Source organism: Priestia sp. FSL P4-0332 (assembly GCF_038005845.1).
Lineage (GTDB): Bacteria > Bacillota > Bacilli > Bacillales > Bacillaceae_H > Priestia.
On record NZ_JBBOUA010000001.1, the window covers coordinates 1,861,066 to 1,886,243 of the forward strand.

At 33.9% G+C, this 25,178-nt stretch carries 20 protein-coding genes and 1 pseudogene; 14 read left to right on the forward strand and 7 right to left on the reverse strand.

Translation table 11 applies throughout. The features are described from left to right. The first annotated feature begins 176 nt into the window (after nucleotides 1–176). The gene (locus MKY06_RS09430) at nucleotides 177–1,181 is read left to right on the forward strand and encodes a DUF3231 family protein (protein ID WP_013056520.1); all 1,005 of its coding nucleotides are present in this window, start codon (nucleotides 177–179) and stop codon (nucleotides 1,179–1,181) included. A 244-nt stretch (nucleotides 1,182–1,425) separates the two neighbouring features. Here the strand turns inward: MKY06_RS09430 and ltrA are convergent. Further along, nucleotides 1,426–2,916, reverse strand: a pseudogene (gene ltrA / locus MKY06_RS09435) (group II intron reverse transcriptase/maturase); the annotation flags it as partial. Nucleotides 2,917–3,350: 434 nt separating this feature from the next. On the opposite strand from ltrA, the gene MKY06_RS09440 reads away from it, so the two are divergent. Next, entirely contained in the window at nucleotides 3,351–3,917 is a 567-nt protein-coding gene (locus MKY06_RS09440) for an RBBP9/YdeN family alpha/beta hydrolase (RefSeq protein WP_053487167.1), read from the forward strand. Between the two features lie 252 nt (nucleotides 3,918–4,169). Here the strand turns inward: MKY06_RS09440 and psiE are convergent, their stop codons facing one another. Next, nucleotides 4,170–4,589 (reverse strand): phosphate-starvation-inducible protein PsiE, encoded by a 420-nt coding sequence (gene psiE, locus MKY06_RS09445; protein WP_057274199.1) that lies wholly within the window; start codon nucleotides 4,587–4,589, stop codon nucleotides 4,170–4,172. Between the two features lie 756 nt (nucleotides 4,590–5,345). Here psiE and MKY06_RS09450 point away from each other — a divergent pair. The 7 genes from MKY06_RS09450 (at nucleotide 5,346) to MKY06_RS09480 (ending at nucleotide 14,140) form a co-directional block, all read left to right on the forward strand. Then, entirely contained in the window at nucleotides 5,346–6,701 is a 1,356-nt protein-coding gene (locus tag MKY06_RS09450) for a TrkH family potassium uptake protein (protein WP_098278625.1), read from the forward strand. 809 nt (nucleotides 6,702–7,510) lie between these two features. Further along, nucleotides 7,511–8,737: a Ger(x)C family spore germination protein gene (locus tag MKY06_RS09455; RefSeq protein ID WP_098278624.1), complete on the forward strand. Its 1,227-nt coding sequence runs from the start codon at nucleotides 7,511–7,513 to the stop codon at nucleotides 8,735–8,737. 21 nt (nucleotides 8,738–8,758) lie between these two features. Further along, complete coding sequence (locus MKY06_RS09460; protein WP_098278623.1) at nucleotides 8,759–9,859, forward strand: GerAB/ArcD/ProY family transporter; 1,101 nt, start codon at nucleotides 8,759–8,761, stop codon at nucleotides 9,857–9,859. A 618-nt stretch (nucleotides 9,860–10,477) separates the two neighbouring features. Beyond that, complete coding sequence (locus tag MKY06_RS09465) at nucleotides 10,478–10,678, forward strand: hypothetical protein (RefSeq protein WP_025751504.1); 201 nt, start codon at nucleotides 10,478–10,480, stop codon at nucleotides 10,676–10,678. Nucleotides 10,679–11,212: 534 nt separating this feature from the next. Then, entirely contained in the window at nucleotides 11,213–11,392 is a 180-nt protein-coding gene (locus MKY06_RS09470) for a hypothetical protein (RefSeq protein ID WP_025751503.1), read from the forward strand. A 1,083-nt stretch (nucleotides 11,393–12,475) separates the two neighbouring features. Continuing rightward, nucleotides 12,476–12,724: a cold-shock protein gene (locus tag MKY06_RS09475; protein ID WP_049787034.1), complete on the forward strand. Its 249-nt coding sequence runs from the start codon at nucleotides 12,476–12,478 to the stop codon at nucleotides 12,722–12,724. A gap of 783 nt (nucleotides 12,725–13,507) precedes the next feature. Continuing rightward, the gene (locus MKY06_RS09480) at nucleotides 13,508–14,140 is read left to right on the forward strand and encodes a vanadium-dependent haloperoxidase (protein WP_081252132.1); all 633 of its coding nucleotides are present in this window, start codon (nucleotides 13,508–13,510) and stop codon (nucleotides 14,138–14,140) included. Nucleotides 14,141–14,884: 744 nt separating this feature from the next. Here the strand turns inward: MKY06_RS09480 and MKY06_RS09485 are convergent. Then, complete coding sequence (locus tag MKY06_RS09485; protein ID WP_098278622.1) at nucleotides 14,885–16,225, reverse strand: aminotransferase-like domain-containing protein; 1,341 nt, start codon at nucleotides 16,223–16,225, stop codon at nucleotides 14,885–14,887. Between the two features lie 120 nt (nucleotides 16,226–16,345). On the opposite strand from MKY06_RS09485, the gene MKY06_RS09490 reads away from it, so the two are divergent. Further along, complete coding sequence (locus MKY06_RS09490) at nucleotides 16,346–17,266, forward strand: DMT family transporter (protein WP_098278621.1); 921 nt, start codon at nucleotides 16,346–16,348, stop codon at nucleotides 17,264–17,266. 309 nt (nucleotides 17,267–17,575) lie between these two features. Here MKY06_RS09490 and MKY06_RS09495 read toward each other — a convergent pair whose 3' ends face one another. Next, nucleotides 17,576–19,261: a NucA/NucB deoxyribonuclease domain-containing protein gene (locus MKY06_RS09495; RefSeq protein ID WP_340960605.1), complete on the reverse strand. Its 1,686-nt coding sequence runs from the start codon at nucleotides 19,259–19,261 to the stop codon at nucleotides 17,576–17,578. A gap of 469 nt (nucleotides 19,262–19,730) precedes the next feature. On the opposite strand from MKY06_RS09495, the gene MKY06_RS09500 reads away from it, so the two are divergent. Then, entirely contained in the window at nucleotides 19,731–20,024 is a 294-nt protein-coding gene (locus MKY06_RS09500; RefSeq protein ID WP_057275084.1) for a hypothetical protein, read from the forward strand. Between the two features lie 382 nt (nucleotides 20,025–20,406). Here MKY06_RS09500 and MKY06_RS09505 read toward each other — a convergent pair whose 3' ends face one another. Together MKY06_RS09505 and MKY06_RS09510 are read right to left on the reverse strand one after the other, a co-directional pair. Further along, nucleotides 20,407–20,919, reverse strand: coding sequence for a DMT family transporter (locus tag MKY06_RS09505; protein WP_098278619.1), 513 nt, complete (start codon nucleotides 20,917–20,919; stop codon nucleotides 20,407–20,409). 48 nt (nucleotides 20,920–20,967) lie between these two features. Then, nucleotides 20,968–21,792: an MBL fold metallo-hydrolase gene (locus tag MKY06_RS09510; RefSeq protein WP_057275083.1), complete on the reverse strand. Its 825-nt coding sequence runs from the start codon at nucleotides 21,790–21,792 to the stop codon at nucleotides 20,968–20,970. Between the two features lie 385 nt (nucleotides 21,793–22,177). Here MKY06_RS09510 and MKY06_RS09515 point away from each other — a divergent pair, with 385 nt between their 5' ends. Together MKY06_RS09515 and MKY06_RS09520 are read left to right on the forward strand one after the other, a co-directional pair. Next, complete coding sequence (locus MKY06_RS09515; RefSeq protein ID WP_055991484.1) at nucleotides 22,178–22,765, forward strand: GNAT family N-acetyltransferase; 588 nt, start codon at nucleotides 22,178–22,180, stop codon at nucleotides 22,763–22,765. A 10-nt stretch (nucleotides 22,766–22,775) separates the two neighbouring features. Beyond that, nucleotides 22,776–23,384, forward strand: a complete 609-nt coding sequence (locus tag MKY06_RS09520; RefSeq protein ID WP_057275082.1) for a class I SAM-dependent methyltransferase — start codon at nucleotides 22,776–22,778, stop codon at nucleotides 23,382–23,384. 349 nt (nucleotides 23,385–23,733) lie between these two features. Here MKY06_RS09520 and MKY06_RS09525 read toward each other — a convergent pair whose 3' ends face one another. Beyond that, nucleotides 23,734–24,270, reverse strand: a complete 537-nt coding sequence (locus MKY06_RS09525; protein WP_057275081.1) for a cysteine hydrolase family protein — start codon at nucleotides 24,268–24,270, stop codon at nucleotides 23,734–23,736. Nucleotides 24,271–24,519: 249 nt separating this feature from the next. Here MKY06_RS09525 and MKY06_RS09530 point away from each other — a divergent pair, with 249 nt between their 5' ends. Next, complete coding sequence (locus MKY06_RS09530) at nucleotides 24,520–25,098, forward strand: cysteine hydrolase family protein (protein WP_055991461.1); 579 nt, start codon at nucleotides 24,520–24,522, stop codon at nucleotides 25,096–25,098. Nucleotides 25,099–25,178: the final 80 nt, after the last annotated feature.

Consider the following 25,178-nt stretch of genomic DNA (forward strand, 5'->3'; position numbering starts at 1 on the left):
TAACATTTTAATTCAAAATTATACAGTATAATATTGAAATTCAACTAATGTATACTCTATACATCTTTAGTTAACATAATCACAGTTATCGGAAATGACATGCTAAAAAACCTTTTTATTAAGAAAGAATTCATATCTATTAATGAATCAGCAAATATTATTCAAGAGGTGATCATATGGGTATGGATAAATTAAAACTCACATCTTCCGAAATAGGAACACTATGGGGAGAGTATGTAAACGGAACAATGACAGATGTAGTAAATCGATATATGTTCTCTATTATTGAGGATGAGTCAATAAAAGCCACTTTTGAAGATGCTATAAAAACCTTCGCAAAACAAAAAAAACAAATCGTAGCTTTTATAGAGAACGAAGGGTTTCCAGTTCCAATTGGATTTACTGAGTCTGATCTTAATAAGGGTACTGAGAAATTGTTCACGGATATATTTTGCTTGAATTACTTGCATATCATGACTTTGTATGGTTTGTTAGGACATACAACTTCATTAGGTGTTTCCGTCAGAGAAGACCTACGGCATTTTTACGATTCATGTGATAATGATGCAAAAAGGATGTATCATCAAACAATTGAATTATTACTTGAGAAAGGAAATTTTCAGAGAGACCCTTATTTTTACCCTACTGAGAACCCTGAATTTATTTCAAGCCAAGACTTCACGGATGGTTTTTTTGGAAAAGGAAGACGTCTATCTGCACCTGAAATTATAAGTATCTCTTTTAACCTTAAAAAAAGTATTATGGCTAAAACTCTTTCTATTGGATTTAGTCAGGTCACTCAATCAAAAGAAGTAAGAAAGTTTTTAGAGGACTCGGAAAAAACGGCTGATGGTCAAATACAAGCTTTTTCAAAAATTATGCATACCGACAATTTACCAGTCCCTATGTCGTGGGAAACAGAAGTTACAACTTCAAGAGACTCTCCATTTTCTGATAAATTAATGATGTATCATATTGGTTTCTTGTTCCAAGCTGCACAAGTGTATCACGGAACAGGTCTAGCATCAGCTATGCGAACAGACCTTGTAACAACTTATGAAGGCATCATTCTCAAAAATCTAATCGTAACAAAAAAATGGTTTGATATTATGGTGAAGAATAAATGGTTAGAACAACCACCACTTGCTCCTAACAGAAAAGAAATAGCAAAAGAAAAATAATAAAATCAAATATTTTGAGCAAACTACTCAGGATGCCAAAAGGTCTCATGGAATAAAGTCGTGAAACAGAAAAAACTACCTCCATCCATAAGGTAGTTTTTTCTGTTTTTAAGGTGTATAAGCTATACAAAGGTAGGTGAGTCGGGTAGGCAGGCACTCTCACGAGCGCCCGCCCCCCTAAGAACCGTACGTGACAGATTTCCCGTCATACGGCTCAAGCCTTCTTTTTATCCGAACAACTTGTTTATTTAATACATGGTACATGTACTAATTTAGCAAATTCACCTGTAGAAACCTCTAGGTTTCGCACTGTAACTTTCTCTCCATTTTGTAGAGTCTGCTTACACAATGCACAACGATATCCTTGTTTTCTTGCGAGTTTCATCCTATCCAATGTATTTTCATTATTAAAGACCTTACGGTCTCGTTTTTCCCAATACTCTCTTAGACTCGGATCATCTGGGCTGTTTTTATAGGCTACCATGACATGCCGTTCTATCTTAATCCAGGACATCTTTAACAATTGAATGTTAGTAAGTGGACATGTGAGAGTCCATTTATCATTCCCTCCATGGTTGGGGTTCTTAAAATAACGTTTAATAATCCATTTCCACGCCTTCTTTGGATGTAGTCGTTTAAGGTGTTTTGTTATTTTGAGGAATAAGTAATTATCCATATATCCAAACGTCTTTTTAGAAACGACATGTTTCTAATACTGTCCGTAACCACCAATAATTGGATTTAAAACACGTATTAGTTCTTTTATTGGTCGTCCTCTCATTACTGCGAACGTATCTTTTATCTTATTTTTTGCTTTTTTAATGCTGTCTCTGCTAGGTTTGATTAGTAGCTTATTGCCTTGTTCCGTCTTGTATTGACGCAGCGAGAAACCGAGAAAATCAAACCCGTTCTCAATATGTGTAACTCTAGTTTTCTCTTTACTAAGTGTAATTCCTCGCTCTTGTAAGTAAGGAGTTAGTTTCTCATACATGCTTTCAGCCTTTTCCTTCGTTTCCGTTACGATGACAAAGTCATCGGCATAGAGAACACGTCCTATCTTACATTTTGGATCGATTGCGTATCCTCCGTTTGGTTTGTATATCTTTTTATAAACAATACCAATTTCTTCTTCCATACCGCATAAGGCGATATTAGCTAGAAGGGGAGACACAATACCCCCTTGAGGGGTTCCTTCTGTTGTCGTACGAAGCATATCCTGCTCTATGTATCCCATTTTAAGCCATCTTTTGATGAGAGTGTTTCCTGGAAACATAGATGTTTGTTCTACTATCCAATCATGATTAAGATGGTCAAAGCATCCTAAAAAATCTCCCTCAAATACCCACTTTTTCTTACTATTCGTGTTAAGCTTATTAAAAAGATTACTTATAGCATCGTGTGTGCTTCGTTTAGGACGAAAACCGTAAGAAGTTGGTTCAAACTTGACCTCCCATCGTGGTTCGAGTACGTTTTTTACTATGTTTTGATACACTCGATCTCGTATCGTGGGGATACCGAGAGGTCTCATTTTTCCATTTTTCTTCGGGATAAACGTTCGTTTTGCTGGCTTTGGACGATGTTGAAAGACATTACATTTAACTATTTGTTTATAAAGTTTGATACGTTCGCTTGGTTTTAAAGCCGTATAGCCATCTACACCAGGTGTTCGCTTACCGTTATTTTGTTGTGTTACTCTGCGAATGGAAAGCAGTAGATTTGCTTTACTCCGGGCAAGATGCGGGACGCATCAGAGCAGCATTATGATTCTACTTTTCCTCTTGCCAAAGACCCAAGCAAAGCTGTGCATTATCTTGAGCTAACCCTTACGAAGCTTACAAACCTTCACTTTCGTTTACCATACCTATCTTCTCCTAGCAGTATTCTGGACCATGCATTTGTCCTCTGTTTCCACATTTCCTCATGCAACCGACAGACTCGTTACCAAGAATGCCGTTTCGGATGGAGATCATCTTCGCGTCTAGATGAGTAGCGTTAGCTACACTGTAAGAAAGCGACTTCTTGTCGCACCATAATCACGATTATAGGCACTGAAAAAGATCTTCGTTTAAAAGATTTTTTTAACTGCTCATTCAAGTGTTTCTCCTACCATATAGGTTTCGATTAGTAATATACTGTTTTTACATCTATAAAAAGAAAGGGAGAGTAGCAATGGGAAAACAAGTATATATTATCCATGGATACGGAGCTTCACCATCTAATCATTGGTTCCCGTGGTTAAAAGAAAAATTAATAGCAGATAATCATCAAGTTTCGGTTCTTCACATGCCAAATTCGTCTGACCCCAAGAAGGAAGAATGGTTGAAAACATTGGCTAATAAAATAAAGAATTTAGATAACAACGCTTATTTTGTAGCACATAGCTTGGGATCTATTACACTATTGAACTATCTAGAACAGTTAGATCCATTACCAGGATTTGGAGGATTTATTCTTGTTTCTGGCTTTGCTGAGCGATTATCATCTTTACCTTCACTAGATCCTTTTACAGTTGAAAAAGTGGATTACCAAAAAATAATTTCTGCAACTAATTCACGTGCTGTTATTGCTGCAAAGGATGACTATATTGTTCCTTTTCAATTAAGTGAAAACTTATCAAAACAATTGGATACGTCCTTTTATCCTGTTGAAAAGGGGGGACATTTTCTAGAAGATGATGGTTTCATTACTTTCCCATTGGCTTATGATATTTTAAGTAATATGATAAAAACTGTATAAATAATGAAGGTGTCACCTTTTCGTGACACCTTCAAATTAAAAAATCTTTCTAAACAATCTGGACAGATTGCTGAATAAGGTTTCCAATAATCAGATGAACACTCTATACAAAACTAGTTACTATAATGTGATTTTTCGGAAGTAATTTATGTATATGAATGTATAGCGTATAGTCCTCCTTGGAAGCCTTCGTGCTGTTATTCTGCACAAAAATGCACAATGAAAAGATATCCTATTTTTAACAAGGCATAATTATAGTTTCTCCTTTTGTTTCGACGAAAACTTTATAATAGCGTAACTGATAGTTAACACAAGAATAGCGCAAGTGTGCAAAAGTGTATTAACTGGGTTATCATGCTCCACAATAACCAGACGTATCAATGCAGTAATGCCAATATAGAGAAAGTAGCGTAGAGGAAAGTGATAATTCTCTTGAAAATATTTTACGATCATTGCAATAAATTCAAAGTACAAAAAGAAAACTAAGATACTTTCAAGAATTTTGTAATGAGTCTCAATTCCTCGATTAAAAATAGAAAAATGAATGAAATGGAAAATTTCCTTACCAAGCAAAACGGATAAAGTAACAGCTAGTAAAATCAATGCTGTATTTAAGATAAGCCGGAGAACGTGTGAAACCTTAAAGTTCGGCCTTTTGTTTTGGTGTATCATCAATATTCCTCCTACATACATAGACTCTTTACTTTATTATATCTCTCGTTTTAGATTTAGCGTTAGCCGTTACACCTTGTTTGTTGGAATGTTTATTTTGCTTCATATATTGCAATACATGAAGACGATATTTGTCGTCACGAAGAGTAAATAGTATAATTAATAATTTTTATAAAATACTTTACGATTTACTTAACATAATTCATGTTGTTAGAACGAATAAAAGTAAACATGAAGCCAATAAATGTATATAAACATTTAAAATTAAAAACAAGCATAGTATACTTCAATTGTAATAAAATCCCACAAAGACTTAATTTAACTATTTGAAATTAGAGGTGAAAAGATTGGGAACGCTTATAGGGATACTAGCTATTATTTGGGGGATTTTTATTCTCTATTCTTCCTTGTTCAAGATGAAGAAAAGGGATTATAAAAACCAGAGTCCTATCGGAGTAAGTGGTTACTTTGAATTTGAATTTTTGTTTAGATTATTAAGTAAATCTCCATGGCGTCTAATCAAAGGATTAACCATATTAATTGGCCTTTCCTTTGTAACAGTTGGAACTATTATCATGTAACGAAAAAGGATCTTCTCGAGATCCTTTTTTATTTGTATATGATAAATAAAATTAATTTACATAACAGGTATTCTAAGAAGCAATGAGGGCAATAAAAACAATGACCATCTTCTGAAATAAATGGGTATGATATATAATAAATCTTTACTCAAAACATTTTGAAGGGAAATGTAATATGATAATTTCTAAGCCACGTAAAAAAAATAAAGTGAAGCATCTGGAACCTGCAAGTATTTTGTTCGTAGGATTTTTAGGATTAATATTGCTCGGCACCGGCTTATTAATGATTCCTGTTGCTACAAGCGATAGACATCATTTAAGCTTTATTGATGCTCTCTTTGAAGCCACTTCTGCTGTATGTGTAACAGGACTGGCTGTTGTAGATACCGGAACTACATTTACTTTATTTGGACAGCTCATTCTACTTGTGCTCATCCAAGTTGGTGGCTGGGGATTCATGACTATTGGTATACTCATGTTTATTGTACTAGGTAAAAAAATTGGCTTACAACAAAGGTTAATACTTAAGGAATCTCTAAATGCTTTTTCGCTACAAGGCGTTATTGCATTAGTCCAACGTGTTGTGCTAATTACATTAGCTGTGGAAGGTATTGGAGCGCTTATCTTAGCTATTCGTTGGTCTCAAGAAATGAGCTGGGGAAAGGCTGTTTATTATGGGATATTCCATTCTATATCGGCTTTTAACAATGCAGGATTTGGGTTGGAACCAGATAATTTAAGTAAATGGGTAGGAGATCCAACCGTAAATATTATGATTACGTTACTTTTCATAATAGGAGGAACTGGATTTTTTGTCATTGCAGATATTTTTCGGAAACGAAACATAAGGAAGTTTTCTCTTCACACTAAAATTGTATTAGTTTCAACGATTGTACTAAATGTCGTGAGCACACTAATTATTTATGCTCTAGAATATCATAACCCTCATACTTTGGGTGAATTAAGTATGGGTGATAAATGGTGGGCAGCTTACTTTCAGGGAGTAGTTCCTCGTACTGCTGGTTTTAATACCTTGGATATCGGGGCGCTCACATTACCTTCAAAAGTGTATATGATGGGTCTTATGTTTATTGGAGCAGCTCCAGGTTCAACAGGTGGTGGAATTAAAATAACTACGTTTGTCTTAATATTGTTTGCTTTATGGTCAGTATTGACAAATAAAGAAGAGATTAATGTTTTTCGACGCCGAATTCCTAAATCGCTTGTTTATAGAGCTTTTTCTATTGCTACTTCTGGAATTATTTTTGTTTCTATTATTTTCTTTCTACTCACAATTACAGAAAAAGGTGTAGATATGTCTACCCTTTTGTTTGAAACGTTCTCTGCTTCCGGAACAGTTGGATTAAGTGCTAACTTTACAGGGGACTTAAGTCCTGTCGGCCGAATTCTCATTACGATTATGATGTTTATTGGCAGAGTGGGTCCTCTTACCATTGGTTTTGTGCTTGCGATTCGTTCAAATAAACAAGCTAAAATTCGGTATGCAGAAGAAAAGATTCTCATTGGTTAAAAAATCCACTTTAAATATATACTTTGGCCAACATATTCTCCGTTATAGGCACAAGTGGTCCAAATTATGAATACCTTCTTCTATTATGAACAAACTACTCAAGATGCAATAGGGCATCAGCTGAACATCTATATTTTACGACTAGAAAAAACTACCTTATGTCACCGTGCAGGTAGTTTTTTCTGTTTTTAGTCTGTACATGGTATACCAATCCAGTTAACATAATCACTATTGTCGGAAACAACATGGTAAAAGGCTCTATTTCTTCTATGATAAGGAGCTTTTTATTTGTGAGTCTATACTTTTACAAATAGGGAAAAGTATACGTATTTTTGAACGATACATTTTTAATCTATAACTAATTATATTTAAGTTCAAAAGCATTTCGAGTAGAGAAAAAAAGTAAAAAAACGCGCTAATTAGTCTAACAATTCATATAGGAAAGATAAAGCCCATCCACTTAGGTCGATGGGCTTTTTTATTTATTACATATCATGTTATCCCAACTATCTTCTTTTCTTTGGCGTAGAAGCATTTTTATTAACTCTCACATAAAAAATCAGCATCTGGTTAAAATATCCAAAGATAAAAAGGTGTCGAAACCGTGCCTTTATCCTTTAAAAATCAAAACATAATAAAGAACCGTCATCATGCTGCTACAAATCCCTGTACAGTTTATCTAGTAAAAGATATATAGGATTCATTATGAACGAATCTTAACATCATTATAAAGAGAGTAGTTGAAACCCCGATATTAAAGGATCTATTCTCCATGCACCCATATAAAAAACTCGAAGAAGGTGACAAGAATGAAACGTAAAGGGGCTTTTCTTTTATTGATGATGATGATTACTGTCTTGCTCTCCAGTTGTTGGAGTAAAAAAGAGTTAACCGACCTGGCCTTTGTATCAGCAATGGGTGTCGACAAAACCAAAGGTGGAAGCTATCATCTAACGCTCCAAATTATTAATCCAGGGAACGTAGCAGGAGGCATACAAGGTGGTGGTGGTGCGCAAAGTCCACCTGTCACGATCTATTCAGCTTCAGGAGACAATATAGTCGAAGCAAGTAGACGGGCTTCAAGTAGGATTTCCCGGAGGCTGTATTATGCCCATGCAAACTTAATCGTTATTGGTGAGAGGATGGCAAGAGAAGATGGGGTTAACCCGTTAATGGATGCTCTTGACCGTGACCCTGAGTTTCGGAATACTTCAACCATGGTGATTGCGAATCATTCAACTGCCGCAGATTTGGTTAAAGCATTAACACCCGTTGATAAGATTCCAGCGAATAAAGTGATGAAAACATTAGAATTCACCCAAAGAAAATGGGGAGAGACTGTAAAAGTTTCGCTTCAAGACGTAATGAATGGACTCCAATCTCCTGGAGGAGAAGCCGTCGTATCAGGATTTCGTCTGGTTGGAAATCCACAGAAAGCACAAAAGCTGGATAACCTTCAAGAAAGTGCACCTGCAGCAACACTTCGAGCTTCGGGACTCGCCGTTTTAAGAAAAGGAAAATTAATAGATTGGCTGTATGGAGGCACAGCAAGAGGAACGGTGTGGATTCTAGATGAAATACAAGGAACAGATATCAACATCGATTGGGATGGAAAAAAAGAAGCTATTGCCTATCAAACCGTACGTCAAAAAACAAGTGTATCTGCCCAAGTGAAGAATGGTCAACCTCATATTTCCGTTCATGCGCGTGTTGAAGGAGACATTGGTGAAATGGAGGTACCTGTAGATATAACCAATCCAAAGGTCATTACAAAGATCGAACAAGCATTGAGAAAAGAAATTAAAAAAGAGCTGCAAAAAGCCGTTGAACATGCGCAGAAAGACAAAGCTGATATCTTTGGATTCGGCGAAGTCGTTCACCGTACTAGGTCAAATCAATGGAAAAAACTAGAACCAGAATGGAGTAATTTGTACTTTCCAAAATTAAACGTAGATATTACTGTGGAAGCTTATGTACGTCGAGCTGGCTTACGAAATAAGTCGTTTCTTTCAGGGATAAAAGAGAATCAAAAGTGAAGAAAAGGAGGTGCCAGTTAAATGGAGAAAGCAAAAATTAGTGCCAGTCAGCTCTTTATTTTAATGGTTCTGTTCGAACTGGGAAGTGCTTTACTGGTACCTCTTGCTATGGGAGCCAAACAGGACGCTTGGCTTGCGATTCTACTTGGAATGGGATGCAGTTTTGTTCTATTATTAGTCTATTATAGGCTTTATTCGTATTATCCAGATCTCTTGCCTACGGAGTATGTGCAAAATATTCTAGGTAAAGTGATGGGAACTGTACTTGCCTTTGTCTACCTCCTTTACTTTATGTATGATGCTGCAAGGGTTCTACGTGATTTTGGTGAAATGCTGCTAACCTTTGCCTATCCGGACACGCCTTTATTCATCGCGAATGCCTTATTGATGTTGGTTATTATTTATACGGTCCGCAAAGGAATCGAGGTCATAGCGAGATCAGGGGAGCTCTTTTTCATTTTTATGTATGTACTTGCCGTCACTGGCTTTATTTTGATTGTGAGTTCTGGTTTAATTGATGTTACGAAATTACAACCGGTACTTGAAGAGGGCATGTTACCCGTCCTAAAAGTTGTATTTACTCAAACCATGTATTTCCCTTTTGCAGAAGCCATTGTGTTTACAATGATTTTACCTTACCTAAATAACCCTGAAAAGGCAAAGGTAACCATGTTATGTGCAACGGGATTAAGTGGAATCAATTTGGTTATTACGATGCTCATTAATATTAGTGTACTTGGCGTTAACCTGACTGCACGTTCACAGTTCCCTCTTCTTAGTACAGTACAGAGCATTCAAGTAGCTGATTTCTTAGAACGTCTTGATGTGTTTTTTATGCTAGCCTTGATAATCTGTGGTTTCTTTAAGGTAAGCGTGTTGTTCTATGCGGCCGTCATAGGCACGGCTAACCTATTTAAGATTAAATCACCTTCACGACTGGCGTATCCAATGGGTCTCATTATTCTATTTTTGTCTGTTACAATTGCGAGTAATTTTCAAGAACATCTCCATGAAGGGCTAAAGATAGCACCAGTTGTTCTGAATATTCCACTCTACGCAATTATTCCTCCTCTGCTTCTTCTTGTTGCTTTCTTGAAAAACAGAAAGAAGCAGAGAGGATAACAGGTTTGGGCAAATTACTTTTCAAAAGATGAAGTGGTTCTTACAATCCGATGAATTCCTATAAGATAGTGCTTATCAATGTGAATTTAAGCTATTTGAGGTGATTTTTATGTATACTTGGTTTTAACGAGGTGTAGAAAATCGTAACGTCATGGCACTTGTACTTAAATGTTTTAAAAAGTATATGGATTATCTAGATAAGTTAGTTACACAACTCTCAAGTGTAACACTAAAATAATGTTTAAGGGTTTTATTTGTGTAATGTAAGTCACTCTAAAAGAGTGGCTTTTTAGAAGGATTTTAGGTTGAGATAAACGGTAAGAATAAGATTCTAAAAGATAATTATTCATTAGTTATCAATTGACTTATACAATCGATTTACGTTACCATTGAACAAACTTAATACTCCAAAGGGGAGTAGCTGTACAACAAAAGTCGTCACTACGAAACAGAATGTTTCCGGCTTTGTTGGCAATCTTAATTGTTAGCAAGACCTTTGCCTACATTTTTAGTTAGGTGAAGTCTGTGTTTATACATCAAGCGCTTTTATCTACTAAAAAGATAAAAGCGCTTTTTGTTTTTTATAGATTTAAACTAATTATGAGGAGTGGTTAAATCATGTTCAAGAAACTGTTTGATTCACTAATGAATAATAAACATAAGCATTACAGTAGTAGTGATTACAAGAGAGGAAAATCAAAACCTTTTAAGAGTTATAGCAGTAGTGATGATTATAGAAAAGGCCGTGATCATCACGGAAGTTATGGACATCACCATTATAAGAGAAAAAGAAAGAGTGGAAGTTTCTTTAGTAGTTAAATAAGAAAAAAGCAACTTTATCTAAAGGCATTGGAGTGGTAACTTTTTAAAGGAATGTATAACTGGAGTTAAATAATAACATATATTTTTTCGTCATAAAGACTATTTTTTGTAGTGACAAGCATATGTTTATAGAAATATCGTTTTTATTTTTTGCAAATGATGAAGCTATATAGAGAGGAAGTTGAGTAATTGATTAATACAACCATTAATTTAGCAAAAATTGTCATGCGTACTACTATGAAGAGTAACTTAGTCTTTATGAATTATTACCTTAATTCAAGGAATATTTTATTATCTAGATATAAGAGGATATAAAGACTATTTTCTGAGACAAGCATATGTATAAAAAGCTGCATACTCCGGAGAAAAAATCCTTGGTGGAAGGCTGATACATAATGGGCAGTCTTTGTTATAGTTATTTTTTATAATTTGTATTAAATATAAATAAATATAAGCTAATTCTAGAAGTATATGTTTTATCTATCTGAAAGAAGGGAATACTAGAGTCAACTTGATAAAGGGAGTGATCTTATGCAAGCCGATATGACGGTCGAAGAAGTCAAAGCCCAAATCCAGTACTTAGGAACGAATGGACAATCTTTAAAAAAGAAAAAAGTAAAGCAAACACATCCAAAACTAATGAAAAATGCACTTTATTTTTTCCCTAGCTGGGAACATGCTATGGTAGAAAGTGGTGTAAATAGCATATAATAAGCAGAAACTCAGTCTTTTTTGACTGAGTTTTTTTATTAAATATGGAAAGCTTTTAAAGGAAAAAGAATGATGGGTGTGGAATACAAAGAAAAACGGTTGCACAAAGATAGGAGAGATAAAAGACATGAATTCTACATTTAATCAACTTTTATCAATGAAAAATCTACGTGACGTTCAAAAAACATAAATTTTGGTACAAATGGAACAATATTAAAACAATAAGGGTAAAGAAACCCTCTTACGATTAACTAAACAGCTTCGAAGTATCTCATAGAATACCCTCTGTAATAGAATTAACCCACTAACAGGAAGCCTTTACATGAGAACAATAATAAGCGACTTATCTATCCTAATTCGAACAGTAAGGTCGCTTATCCTATTTTTCTATTCATATATTTACCCTTCCACTTTACAATATGTGTACATTTATCATGTTATATGTTCATCTTCTAACTGAATTAAATCTTTATCCTGAGATTGATTGAATAAATAAGTAAGGTATGAATGTAGTTCGAATCGGTCTTCATCAATAAAATTAGAAAACACCTGTTTATATTCTTTCAACATCTTTTCCTCCTTTATTTATGTTTCTTACTTCTATCATTACCTATCTAGTAATCTCTTATACATACAAATTAATAATGTACTTATTGATTGTATTAACTTGTATGTACGAAGTTGTATGTAACACAACACAGAGTTAAGAAAAGTTCCTTCTTTCTTTTTGTATGGGCCCCACCTGCGCCAAATACAACGATAGCCACGCATGCTATCCACCTAACCTAAGTATAACAGAAAACGCTTACATAACAAATGATTATTTATACAATTCCATAATGTAATTGAATTACTAGACAAAAACTTTTCGTAACATGTATTTTTTATTTATATAACAAGCTTTATCAGTGGGTATAAAACAAAATAAGAATCATAGAGTATAACCAGCAATCCTAAGCCCTATATTTTCCGAGAAAAAGTTCATCTCTTATGTGCTTTTTTTAAAAATTTTCTATCTGCTATATATCTTTGGTTATTATAAAAACTACTAAGGATTATAAAGAGGCAGCTTATTTTATATTTATGTATAATTACCTTACAAATAAATGTATTAGGAGATTATCTATAATAGAAAGTAAAACAGGAACAGTGAAATGTTACGACAAGGAAAAAGGTTTTGGGTTCATCTTACCAGATAATGGGCTTGAGGAGTTATTTGTTCATTTTAGTTCTGTTTATAACTCCAACTCTTTAAAAGTAGGTCAGGAAGTTTCTTATATAGAATATAAAGGTCATAAAGGGCCTCAAGCAGAATATGTTATGCTGCTCTAACTATGCAGCTGGTATAAAAGAAATTCTCTACTATTTTGAATTGACTTTTTCTCTTTTTAGATGAATATCCTATACACATTTAATTAACATATTTGATACTAAAAGTCCTTTTACTAGTGGCTTTTACAGCTTATAAATTGTAAGTTATTGAATAGTCATAAAATAACGGATTTGTGGAGCATTCTTAACATAATGTACTTTATCGGAAATCATGTGTTAGAAGAACGTGTTGAAGGGGTACATATAAAAGATAGGGATAGCATCAGGAGGAGAAAATATGCTCGATAACTATGAACATTTCCTATTCTATAGGGAGGTTAAATGTCTAATTGCAGATTATGATAACTGTAGACATTTACCTACTAAGAACGAGTTGCATAATCAGATAGTACTTCTAACAAAAGTTCTTAAAAATGAATAAGTTATTATTATTCGAGCAAACTACTCAAGATACGTTACGTATCACTTTTAATACCTTAATACGTTACTGAAAAAACTCCTGACCAACGACAGGAGTTTTTCTCTTTTTAATCTGTATACTCTATACAATCTTAGTTAACATAATCAACATTATCGGAAATATAAATTCCATAAAGTAAAAGGTTTATAGAATTTATTTCTAAAAGCACGATATTGACATACTTTCTTGTTCTTAATCATAAAGAAAAAGAAGAATAGATTCTATAAGGGGTTGGAACTGATGAGAACAAGTTACAGAAAATGGAAAGAACACCCTTATGACGGAGAGAAAACACCTCCTAAAGGTTCTTCAGAAGCAGGGTATTGGCCAATGTTTTTTTTTCAAAAGGTAGAGATAATAATTTCTTAGATCCCTTTCATCAACCTATCAATTGGAGAATTAAAAATCCTGATGAGATTAATTGGCAAACAGAACTTTTTCTAGTAGATCAAACATTAAAGTCGCTAACTCCTCAACAAAGACAAATTGCGCAATATTGGGGTACAGGTGAACTAAGTGCAAAAATTACTGCTATGATTTTTGGTTTAGGTGAAAAATATAGGCTAGGATCACCTCATATTTCCAGAGCACTAGGATATTCCAATGCTGCTATAAACGATACATTCGTAATCACATGGTTTTTAAAATATCTATGGGATGTAGCACGACCAAATCAATACGGGAGAAATTTGTCTACCGTGTTGATTACTCCTCGTTTTCCATCTTATCCTTCTGCCCATGCTACTATTGCAGGATGTTCAGAAATATTATTAAGTTATCTCTTCCCCTCAGAGTCGGCAAGAATAAAAAATTTGATGAAAGAAAGTGCTCAATCTCGTTTGTATGCTGGGGTACATTTTAAAGTAGATAATGATGAAGGTTTAAGATTGGGAAGACAAATTGGTGAAACAGTCGTAAAACTAATGAGGTCACAAAACTTAAACACCATTCAATAAGAAGCAAAATAATTATATGTAACTTAACCACTATGAATATTTTTTTATAACTGAAGTAAACTACTCACGATGTTAAAAGACATCGGAGTATGTATAGCATACTGGTAACCAGAAAAATCACTGACGGAAACAGTGATTTTTCGTTTTTTTAGACTGTATACTCCATTTAAAGCTATATTAACTATATAACTCATTATATTTTCATCATATTTTCACTTTTCTTTTTTATAATGTACTTTGTAAAAAGAAAACTAACCTGTTCATCAAGTATAAATCTTAAAAAGTGTATAGGGGATGAAACAAGCTCGAGAAAATGAATTTTAATTAATACTAATCGTACGATTAGTTGAGCTCACTTTGCTAATCGTACGATTTTTGACTATGTGACCCATGAGAAATAAAAGATACTCATTCAAAGCAGTACATAGTACATACCTAACTCTTATCAAACAAAAACTACTTTTTGTGAATGAATAAATTTATTTATAAAGAGCAAACTACTCAAGATGCTGAAAAGTATCTCCAATCTAGAATCTCATTAACCTATAGAAAAACTCCCTACGGAAATAGGGAGTTTTTCTAATTTTACACTGGATACGATAAATAATATTAGTTAACATAAAACACATTACTGGTAGGAATAAATACAAATGGCGCGTGAGAAAAATGTACATCATTACAAGAATAATACTTTTAAGTCTCTTCTTCTTAAACAGTGTTAAAGACCTTAATTACATTAAGTAATTAAAAGAAATAGTTATCTCTTTTTTTTAAAGCACTTGCAATTTTTTTGACTCCTTCTTCAACTCGGTGATTTTCAACATTTGACACATTTAACTTTAAAACCCGTTTTTTGTGAAAGTTGGCTAGATAATTACTTTCAACTGAATCCAGATATACACGCTGTTCATATAAATAACGAATAAATAACTTCATATTTACTTGTCTAGGTAACAAAATATGACCATGCATAACTATTTCTGACGATGACTCGTAATTAGCCAGATGATTTTGCAGCGATTGATGAAGAATTTGTGCACGTTTATGGTAAATACTACTTACTTTTAATTTATTATGTTCAAACATACCACTTTTTATATAAAGATATAGTGCAGCTTGTGAAATCATAGAGCTATCTATATCTATGGTCATTCTAAATTTTTGAAAGGTGCTAAGAATAGGGGGAGGAAGAACGGCTAGACCAATTCTTAAACCTGGAAACATGATTTTTGAAAAGCTCTTTAAGTAGATAACCTGTTCTTTAATATCCTCTGCAAAAAGAGGATCATTCTTAGTGTTATATTCAAAATCTGCTAAATAGTCATCTTCTATAATATACACATTGTATTTATAAGCTAACTGTAAAATAGCTTCTTTGTCTTTTTTGCTATATGACGTTCCTAAAGGATTATGGAAGCGTGGCATTGTATAAAAAAATTTAATCTCTTCTTCATTGAATATTTTTTCTAGTTGCTTTAGATCAATACCTTGCGCTGTACGTTGAATTCCTATTGCACGAATTCCATATGTTTTCAACATATCCATATACAAATGGTAACTAGGTTGTTCAACTAAAATAGTAGATCCGTTATTTGGAAATGGCATCATGCTCAGTATAGCGAGTGCCTGTTGAACCCCTGAAGTGATGAAAATCTGTTCAGGTTTCGTAAATACTTGATAAGATTCTAAGAGCTTCTTAGCTTCTATAATTAATAAAGATAAACCTTTTGGTGTTCCATAACGAAACAATTCTTCTTGATATGTATCAATCGCTTTGTTAATACACTGTTGAAAATCTTTATAAGGAAATGCATGCCATGTTGGAGATGATGTTGCAAAATCAACGCCTTCAGTAGATGTGGGTTCCTCAAAAACCTGATGTTCCACGACGTAATAACCACTCTTTGGAATGGAATAAATAATATGTTGCTCTTCCAATCGTTTTAAGGCAGATATTATTGTACTTTTACTACAAATATATTGTTGCGATAAGCCTCTAATTGAGGGTAATTTTGCCCCTGCTGGAAAGTCCCCAGACTGTATCTTTTGAAGTAGAGATTGATAAATTGTTTCATATTTAAGCATAGTATTCCTCCAAATACACATCTGTACCGATACAGATGTGTATTTTTCATATCGTAGATATTGTTAGTTTCTCTTACTATAGTGATAACCGGCCGGATAAATCTAAAGGAGGTCATTCACATGATTGAAAAGAAAAAAGCATATATAGCTGCGCTTACTTATGCCATTATTATCGGATTGTCATTCATGTTTGTCAAAGTTGCATTAACTATTGCTACACCTTTTGATGCATTAGCACATCGATTTACTATTGCTTTTATAGGGGTTACAACCTTAAAAGTATTAACGAAAAAATCATTAAAAGTAACTAAAAAGGATATAGGGATTATTGCTTTGTTAGCTATTTTATACCCCACTCTCTTTTTTGCTTTTCAGGTATTTGGACTAGTAAATGTATCATCATCTGAAGCTGGAATTATCCAAGCAACAATCCCAATTTTCACCTTAATCTTTGCGAGCATATTTTTAAAAGAAACATCTACATCTGGTCAAAAGATAGCTATTATTTTCTCGGTAGTAGGTGTGATATATATTATGTATATGAACGATATAGAAAATAAAAATACTAGTCTACTAGGAAGTGGTTTGATTTTAATTTCCGCACTTGTATCGTCCCTATACAATGTATGTGCTAGAAATTTAACTCAACGATATTCCTTATTCACTATCACATATATAATGACTTTATTTGGTTTTATTACATTTAATGGTTTGGCATTGACAAATCATCTAATAAATAACACTATCCATCAATTTATGGAGCCTTTTGTTCATCTAGATTTTGTGATTGCAATTGCCTATCTAGGTTTATTATCATCTTTAGTTACGTCCTATCTTTCTAATTACGCCTTATCAAAAATAGAAGCATCTAAAATGAGTGTCTTCAGTAATTTTGCTACACTCATTACAATCTTAGCAGGAGTAATTTTTTTGAAAGAACAATTTCATCTTTATCATCTAGTCGGGTCAATTATCATTATTACAGGAGTTATTGGGACAAATTACTTTGGTACAAAAAGTAAACACAGTGAAAAAGCCTAATTTCTTTTTTAGAATATATACAAGTCTAGTTACCATAATGGATTTTTCCGGAACCCACACTAAAAAAGAACCCTTGGAGGACAAGGACTCTTGAGATGATAGGTATTTTTCAATATGCAGCTTCTTATACATTATTGATACAAAAGCTTTTACTATCCAAACGCACAAAATTTCCTGTTTAAACAGCATTCTTAGGTAATAAATAAATTTAGTGATAACAAAAACCATTAGATATGGAAGCTATCTAATGGTTTAAAAGGGGCTGGCCTTTAAGTGTCACATACTTAAAGAACAGCCTCTAAGTTATTACTATGGAATTGCATAAACTTCAACAGTGAAGCTTTCTCCATCGGTGTCTTCCGGTCTGGCAATGTAAAAATCTTCGCTCTTTTTGATTTCTGTCTCGGATCCGTCTGTAAGGTCATTGAAGATCGTTTCGTCGATGCCGAAGCTGATGTCTTTCATGACATCGAATTTCGCATTAGTAGGGCCGTCGACGATTTTCCATTGTAACTTGGTCGCGTAAGAAGGGATATTCCTGATCGTGAAGTTATCACTTGATCGGTTATCCTGTCCGTCCTGAGGCTGACCTTCCGATCTGATCGTAGCTATTTTCTCAGGGGCTTCGACCTGCACATTGAAAGTATCCCCATCCAGAATCCTATCATAGGCGTACCAGGCACCGAGCCATGTCCCTGCAGCACCGTTCGATTCGCTTGAAATCATTCTTACTGAAAAATTATCCGATCCATTGGTCGCCGAACCTTCCCAGGTGGAAGCAAACGGATATTCGTCACACTGCTTGCCGGTCCGCTCCTCATCTCTGAATTCCCTGTCACAAGTCCTTCTTGTCTTGTTCCTATTGCGATTATATTCATCCTGATGACGTTTCGGATACATCCGTGTCAGCGTGCTGTCTCCCACAGCTCCCGGTATTTTCTTTCCATCCATTTGAGGCTTCGTCTGATCTGGATGATCCATCGCAAACTTCCAATGCTGTCCAGCTTCGGCTAACATCGAAAATTCTGGCTTTGTGACCGGAACATTAAAGATTGGTGTGGCTTTACTGAATACGGCTCCTTGCCAGAAATATTGATTAGGGAAAGCAAACATATATTTTGCAGAATCGTAACGAACGGTCTGTTTAATACCATCAATGCTCTTTTTGAATTTCCTTGGTGCATGTGTAAGGGTAAGTTTTGGCCAAAATTCCATGTACCCTAACTGATCAGGGTTTGCGTCAGTTGGTGGGGGTGCTTCTGATGTGAAAATTTCTGTACTGAAGTTCGTGTTTTTCCATTGGGCGATTGTTCGTTCCGTCGGCGGAAAGTCCGGATCCTCTTTACAGTCACCTGGGTTCACCTTGGATTCACATACCATATCAATTTTCAACTTGGCTCCATTCAAGGATGGATGGGTCACCAGGATATCATCAAGTGTATAATAGACCCTCATTTTCCGGCTTTGGTTGGAGCCATAACCTATTTCAGTGAATTGAAATTGAACGCCTTCGTAAAAACAGAACCCACCAATGCATTTTACTGGAACTTGATATGTTGCGACGTGGGACCAACAGAAGGAATACCGGTTCTTAATATACCCTGTTTCTGAACTGCTGTCTGGACTTCTCTGGCATTCTTCTGTAGTTAGGATATGGTCATAGTCGAAGTCAGGGGGTGTCCATCCGTCTGCCGTCTTGATAGGAGGATCCATGTTCGCTCTGTATGTTGTGTCACTTTGCTGGTCTTCTTCCATCAATTTATCTAATGTCTGGACGCCTTCTTTTTTCTGGATCTGATCTTGCTTAATCCCAATCTCTTCAACTGACTTGCCTTGCTTCATAAGTTTAGTTGCCTTTTCAATCTTCTCCTTGTTGTTTGGGAGCCAATAACCTCCGCCATTTGAATCAGACTGCGCTTGTGCCGGTGAAATCATTCCTGTGACCAAAAACAAAAAAAATACAGATAAAACGATACGTCTATAAAACCTGGACATCCTATCCCTCCCTTATTTTTTGATTTGGAATAAAATGTAGTCTTAGAAACATATAGAGGAATTATCTTTGCAGACAATAAACTAGATTCATTACTTCGATGGCATCCAAATCGATGATAGAATACTACAAAAAAAATTTTCCCACAATACACTATAAGGAAAATGAAGCCAAAAACCTACAATAATTACCATATTAATTAACGTGCTAGGAAAAATGGGTCATATAAAAAATCCTTTTATTTATAAAGGTTCTCCACAATCGGGCGCCACTTGTCGTCATTAAAGTAAATAGTTAAATTGTGGATTTTTATGAAATACTTTATGATTTACTTAACATAAAACAGCTTTCCGGAACACATGAAGAAGGAAACCCTTTGGCGTAGAAGGATTTTACCTTTTTAAGTCCAAGTAAGATAGTAATAGTGACTTATAAAGCAATTGAAGGATGCAGAAATGGAGGGAAGTAAAGTTGCCTAACAGCGAGTATCCATACTATTTTATAAAGGTAGGTAAATTATATTACGTATATCATTCGTATAAGAACGTAAAAAGGAAAGAGGTATCCAGTTACGAATTTACTAATGAGGAATCGTTAGCATTTCCCATTGATGAAGATTCTGCTAAACAAGTGGCAGATGAATGTGGAGGTCATATTGTAATGAAGAATGCTACCTTTAATGATTATATCAGCCAAGGAGAAAGATGGAGTAATTTTATAGATAGCAAAAAGAAGAACATATGGAGAATCTATATCATTAATTGAATGATAAAACCTTTTAACTACTATTTATTTTGAAGAAAAACTATATATTTGTCGTCACTTAGTGTAAATAGTAAAATTTTAATAATATATAAAGTACTTTATCATTTACCTATTAAATTATAGAAATTATGAGTAAGTTATATTTTTTTATGAGTAGAATCAATTACAATATTTATTTTTAAATTTTTTATGTATAAGAACAGTTTATAAAAGAACAACATCTTTGGTTTTATTTAACTAATAACAAAAAAAGAAAAAAGCAATCAAATAATTATAGTCTAATTTGATTGCTTTTTTGCATTAATTTACTTGTTGTTGAGTAGCGTCTCACCGCCACTGAAATGATTGATGCTTATCTCTTCAATCATTACTTGTACAACTTTTATAGGTCTTCTTTTGAATCCTTTTTACTTTTTTTACCGGCGAAGTTTGTCCCAATTACACCAATGATAATCATAATTCCACCAATTAAGTGATAAAAATGAAACGCCTCGTTTAAGAATAAAACACCGGCAATAATGGTAATTAGCGTAGCAACGTTACTGAAAACACTCATTTGAGCTGCTGCTATTTTAGACAAAGCATAGTTTGAAAGGTATGAGGTCCCAAGTGATGACAATATCCCTAGATATAAAATAGCTAATAAAAATTTTATGTTTGAAAATGGTTGAAAAAACTCTCCTGTTGTTCCTTCAATCACATGGTTTCCAATTGCTATAACATTAAACGCTATAAATCCAAACAATGTCATGATATATGTTATGGTTAATAAGGAATAGCGTTGTGTAAGCTTTCTTGCTAGAACATTATACAAAGCATTTGTGATGGCAGATATGATAATAAATGCACTACCGACTAAATTCGCTGTTTCAGCCCCTGATCCACTCATCATCATCAAGTAAATAACTCCAATTACTGATAAAGAATCTAGAACATTTATATCTCATGTATTAAACAGTGTCCCCTCTATTGCTTTGATATACCGATCTGCTGATTTCTGAACAGCTTGTTCTGCATTTTCCATTACTACTCGATTAAATGCATTATAAATACGGTTAAACGATAAATCTTTAACTTTATCTGCCATCTCTCTTACTTTGCTTGCTGGAAGTGGAATGAAATTTGGGTAACTGTACATAAAGCTTACCCACTGACGGTCGGCAGCTACTTGCATAATATCACCAGTAAATAAAATTCCTTTATTATTGTCTCCATTTTTCCAATGTAAGACAGCTCCTCCTTTAAAATGACCGCCCAGTCGGTATAGGGTTATACCATTTGTTAATTCAAGGGATTCGCCTGACCAAAATTTAATTTTATCACTTTGTCGCACTATCCACTCCTTATCATCCTCATGGATGTAGATAGGGGCATTAAATGTCTCTGCCCATTCAACTTGTGTAGAGTAATAATGTGGATGAGAAAGAGCAATTGCTTGGATTCCACCCAAATTATTAATTTTCTTGATAGTTTTCTCATCTAAATATGTAATACAGTCCCATAACATATTAAAGCCTTGATTTTGGATGAGAAAAGCTGTTTGACCAATTGCGAATTCAGGATTTGTTGTAATACTATATAAATTTTCCTCTTCCTGAAGAATTTCATTTTTAAAAGAGTTACCTTGTTGCATAGCTTCTAATGTTGTCCATGATTGTCCTAAAGGATTTACGTATTGTCTCTCCTCATTACAAATCAGACAATCTACTGGAGCTTCTTGTCTTTGAGGATATTGGACACCGCATGTAGTACAAATATAATTTGGCATATGTTTACACTCCCTTTCTTTATTTTTAATTCAAATGACACCATAAATAATCGCTAATTTTTATAAAGTAGACTTTTTTATAACTGCCTTAACAAAAATGTGCGTTTTTGTTAGGGTGATTAATGATATGCTTTTAACTTAGTAAACTTGCATAGTAGCTATAACAACAATAATATTTGTAACAATATTCGGTAGAGGAGAGGATTAATATGAAGTTTGGCTACATGCGTGTGTATACATCTTTAGTTAACATAATGTGGCTTATAGGAAGAAATAATAATTTTTAAATTATTGATTTATTGATGAAAAACAGTTCGATATTTACTTCCATATAGTGTAAAATCAAATGATTTCCAAAATATGCACAAAGGGATGGGTGAAACAAGTGGAATTAAGTAAACAACGTGTAAGATTAAGAATAATGAAAATAGAAGATGCAGAGGACTTATATAATATTGTTAAACAAAATCCAGATATTTGGACTTATATGCCTGTTAAAATGGATAGCTTATTAGATATGAAAAATATAATAGATGAGTGTCTACAAAAGAAAAAAACAGGGGAGATAGTTCCTTTTATCGTGGAAGATATTTGGAATAATAAGATTGTTGGTAGTACTAGACTATATGACATATCTTTATCTTCAAAAACTCTAGAAATGGGGTATACTTTCTTTTCACCTGATGCTCAACGTACAAGTATTAATACAGAAAGTAAGTTTTTATTATTACAATACGCTTTTGAAACATTAGGAGTGAAACGAGTACAAATCAAAACCGATTTACGGAATAATACAGCTCAAAAAGCTATTGAACGACTAGGCGCAGTTAAAGAAGGAATATTGAGAAACGAACGCCTTTTATATAACGGCCTAGTTCGCGACGCAGTTGTCTATAGCATACTTGATAGAGAGTGGAATGTAGTAAAAGAAAAGTTAGAGTCTTATATAACTTATTCCCTTGCTCAAAGTTAGGGGGGGAAATATGTTTAACCAATGGCTAGGTAAACAGTTAAGTAACCCTAGAGGTATTTTGGCAAAATGGATAGGTTCTTATATGGAAAAGGGCAATAAAAAAGCTAATGGGTGGACAGTTGAGCTTATAAAGCCGTCGTCTGGCGATCGTATTCTTGAAATTGGAATGGGAACTGGTACAACGTTGAATAGACTTCTAAACGAGTATGAAGATATTGAAAAGATATGTGGAATCGATATCTCTTTATCTATGGTGAACAAGGCTAAACAAGTAAATAGAGGCTTTATAGCAAGTCATAAGGCAGAGATTACTGAAGGAAACGTTGAACATATTCCTTTTGCTGCAGAATATTTCACCAAAGTATATACTATTCATACAGTATACTTTTGGTCCGATTTAGTAAAAGGACTACAGGAAATTCAAAGAGTATTAAAGCCTGAAGGTGAGGTATTCATCACATTTACTTTAAGTGAGGAACTGGATAGAATGAGGCATACTAAGGAATTTCTTCATTATTCGCCTAAATATATTCAAAGTTTATTAGGAGAAGAGGGCTTTAGACAAGTGAAAATAAGTGTCCAAAAACCGTTCTGTTGTATATCAGCGATAAAAGAATAAATGCTCCCATTTTTACTTACTACAGTGTTGCCTACAGGCTTGAAATAGAAAAGGTACATTTTAATTTAAATAAAAAGTAATCGTTTTCATTTTCTTCTTTTTCAAAATGGTTTACTGGGTTATAATAAATATCTACAAAAATATTAAATGATATGTAAGCAACAAGCAATTACACCCTTAATATTAGCAACAAGAACCCTCCTCAAATGTGTAGGGGGGTTTCTTGTTGTTAAGCATTTTTTTAAAAGCTATATATCTTATAAAAGTTAGTTAACATAATCACCGTTCTAAGAACAAAAAACAGCCTTTAAATGGCTGCTTTTGTTCATGTGATAAGTTATTTTTTAGCTTAAAATATAATTTCATTTACTTGTTTTAGTGTAACGAATCTGCCACCTAGCATATTATTATGATGTTCTACTATTTTAGAAGCTGAAAGCACAGCCGTATCAAATGTGCTATGGGCATCTTTTACTAAGATATTCTCTTTGTACCCTAAGCTATATGCTCTTCTACAAGTAGTATCCAAACAAAATTCAGTTTGCATACCTGCAATGACTAATTTTCCGATTTCAAGTTCCTGAAGTTTTTTATGTAAAGTTGTTTGATAAAATGCGTCCCAAGAAGACTTTTGAATAACTGTGTCTGTTGGTAGGGGGCGAACATCCCGATGAATTTCCCATGTGACTTTTCCTTCGCTAAGCATACTATCGGAACTGGAGTCTGTATGCTGTATATAGATAATTGGTATATTAGATTTGTGCGCGTTTTCCCTTAGATAAATAATATTTTTAAGTACTTGCTGTTCATTCCATAAAGATCCACCTTCATAAGAAAACATGATGTTTTGAACATCTATAAGCAACAAAGCTGTTTTTTTACTCATTTCATTGTATCCCCCCTATTGATTTTTGTGGTAAAAAATTCAAAATAATATTATATCAAATTAAAATCTTATATTATATAGCTTGAACTTACGAAATCTATCCTTCTTCGAAGTGTATATAGTATGCACCAATAGCCAATATAATACTGGTTCTAGGAAGTTTATATACTTAAATAAAATTCTTATTTTTAATTCACCAATCTAACATAAATGTTAAAATATGTAGAAAAGAGTGGAGGAGAATTACATATGAGAAAAGATTTCAGCAATACGGCTTTAATTATTATCGATGTTCAAAGGGCTTTTGAAGATGAAAAGTGGGGGATAAGAAATAATCTCAATGCTGAAGACAATATTCAAGTTCTGTTAAAGACATGGAGAGAAAAGAAATACCCAATTATACATATTAAGCACATATCTGATAACGACCATTCGATTTTTCATCCTAGTAAACCAAGTTCAGATTTTAAAGATATTGCAGTCCCAGCTGAAAATGAACCGATTTTTAAAAAGAAAGTAAATAGTGCATTCATAGGAACTGGACTTGAAAAACATTTAAAAGAAAACCAAATAGAAAAGGTTGTAATAGTAGGTTTAACAACTCCACATTGTGTCTCAACTACTACTCGAATGAGTGGTAATTTAGGATTTGAAACGTACTTAGTATCAGATGCAACAGCTGCATTTGCAATAAAAGGGGCAGACAATACGTATTATTCAGCTGAACAAATACATAATGTGTCATTAGCTACTTTAGACAATGAGTTTGCTACAGTTTTAACCACAAAAGAATTAATCCAAAACTTAGGCGAAGAAATAAAGGCTTAATACTTTTGTTTTAACTATATACAATATACGGAGTTAGTTAACGAAACACAAATTATTGGAAAGGTCATAAAAGAGCCAGT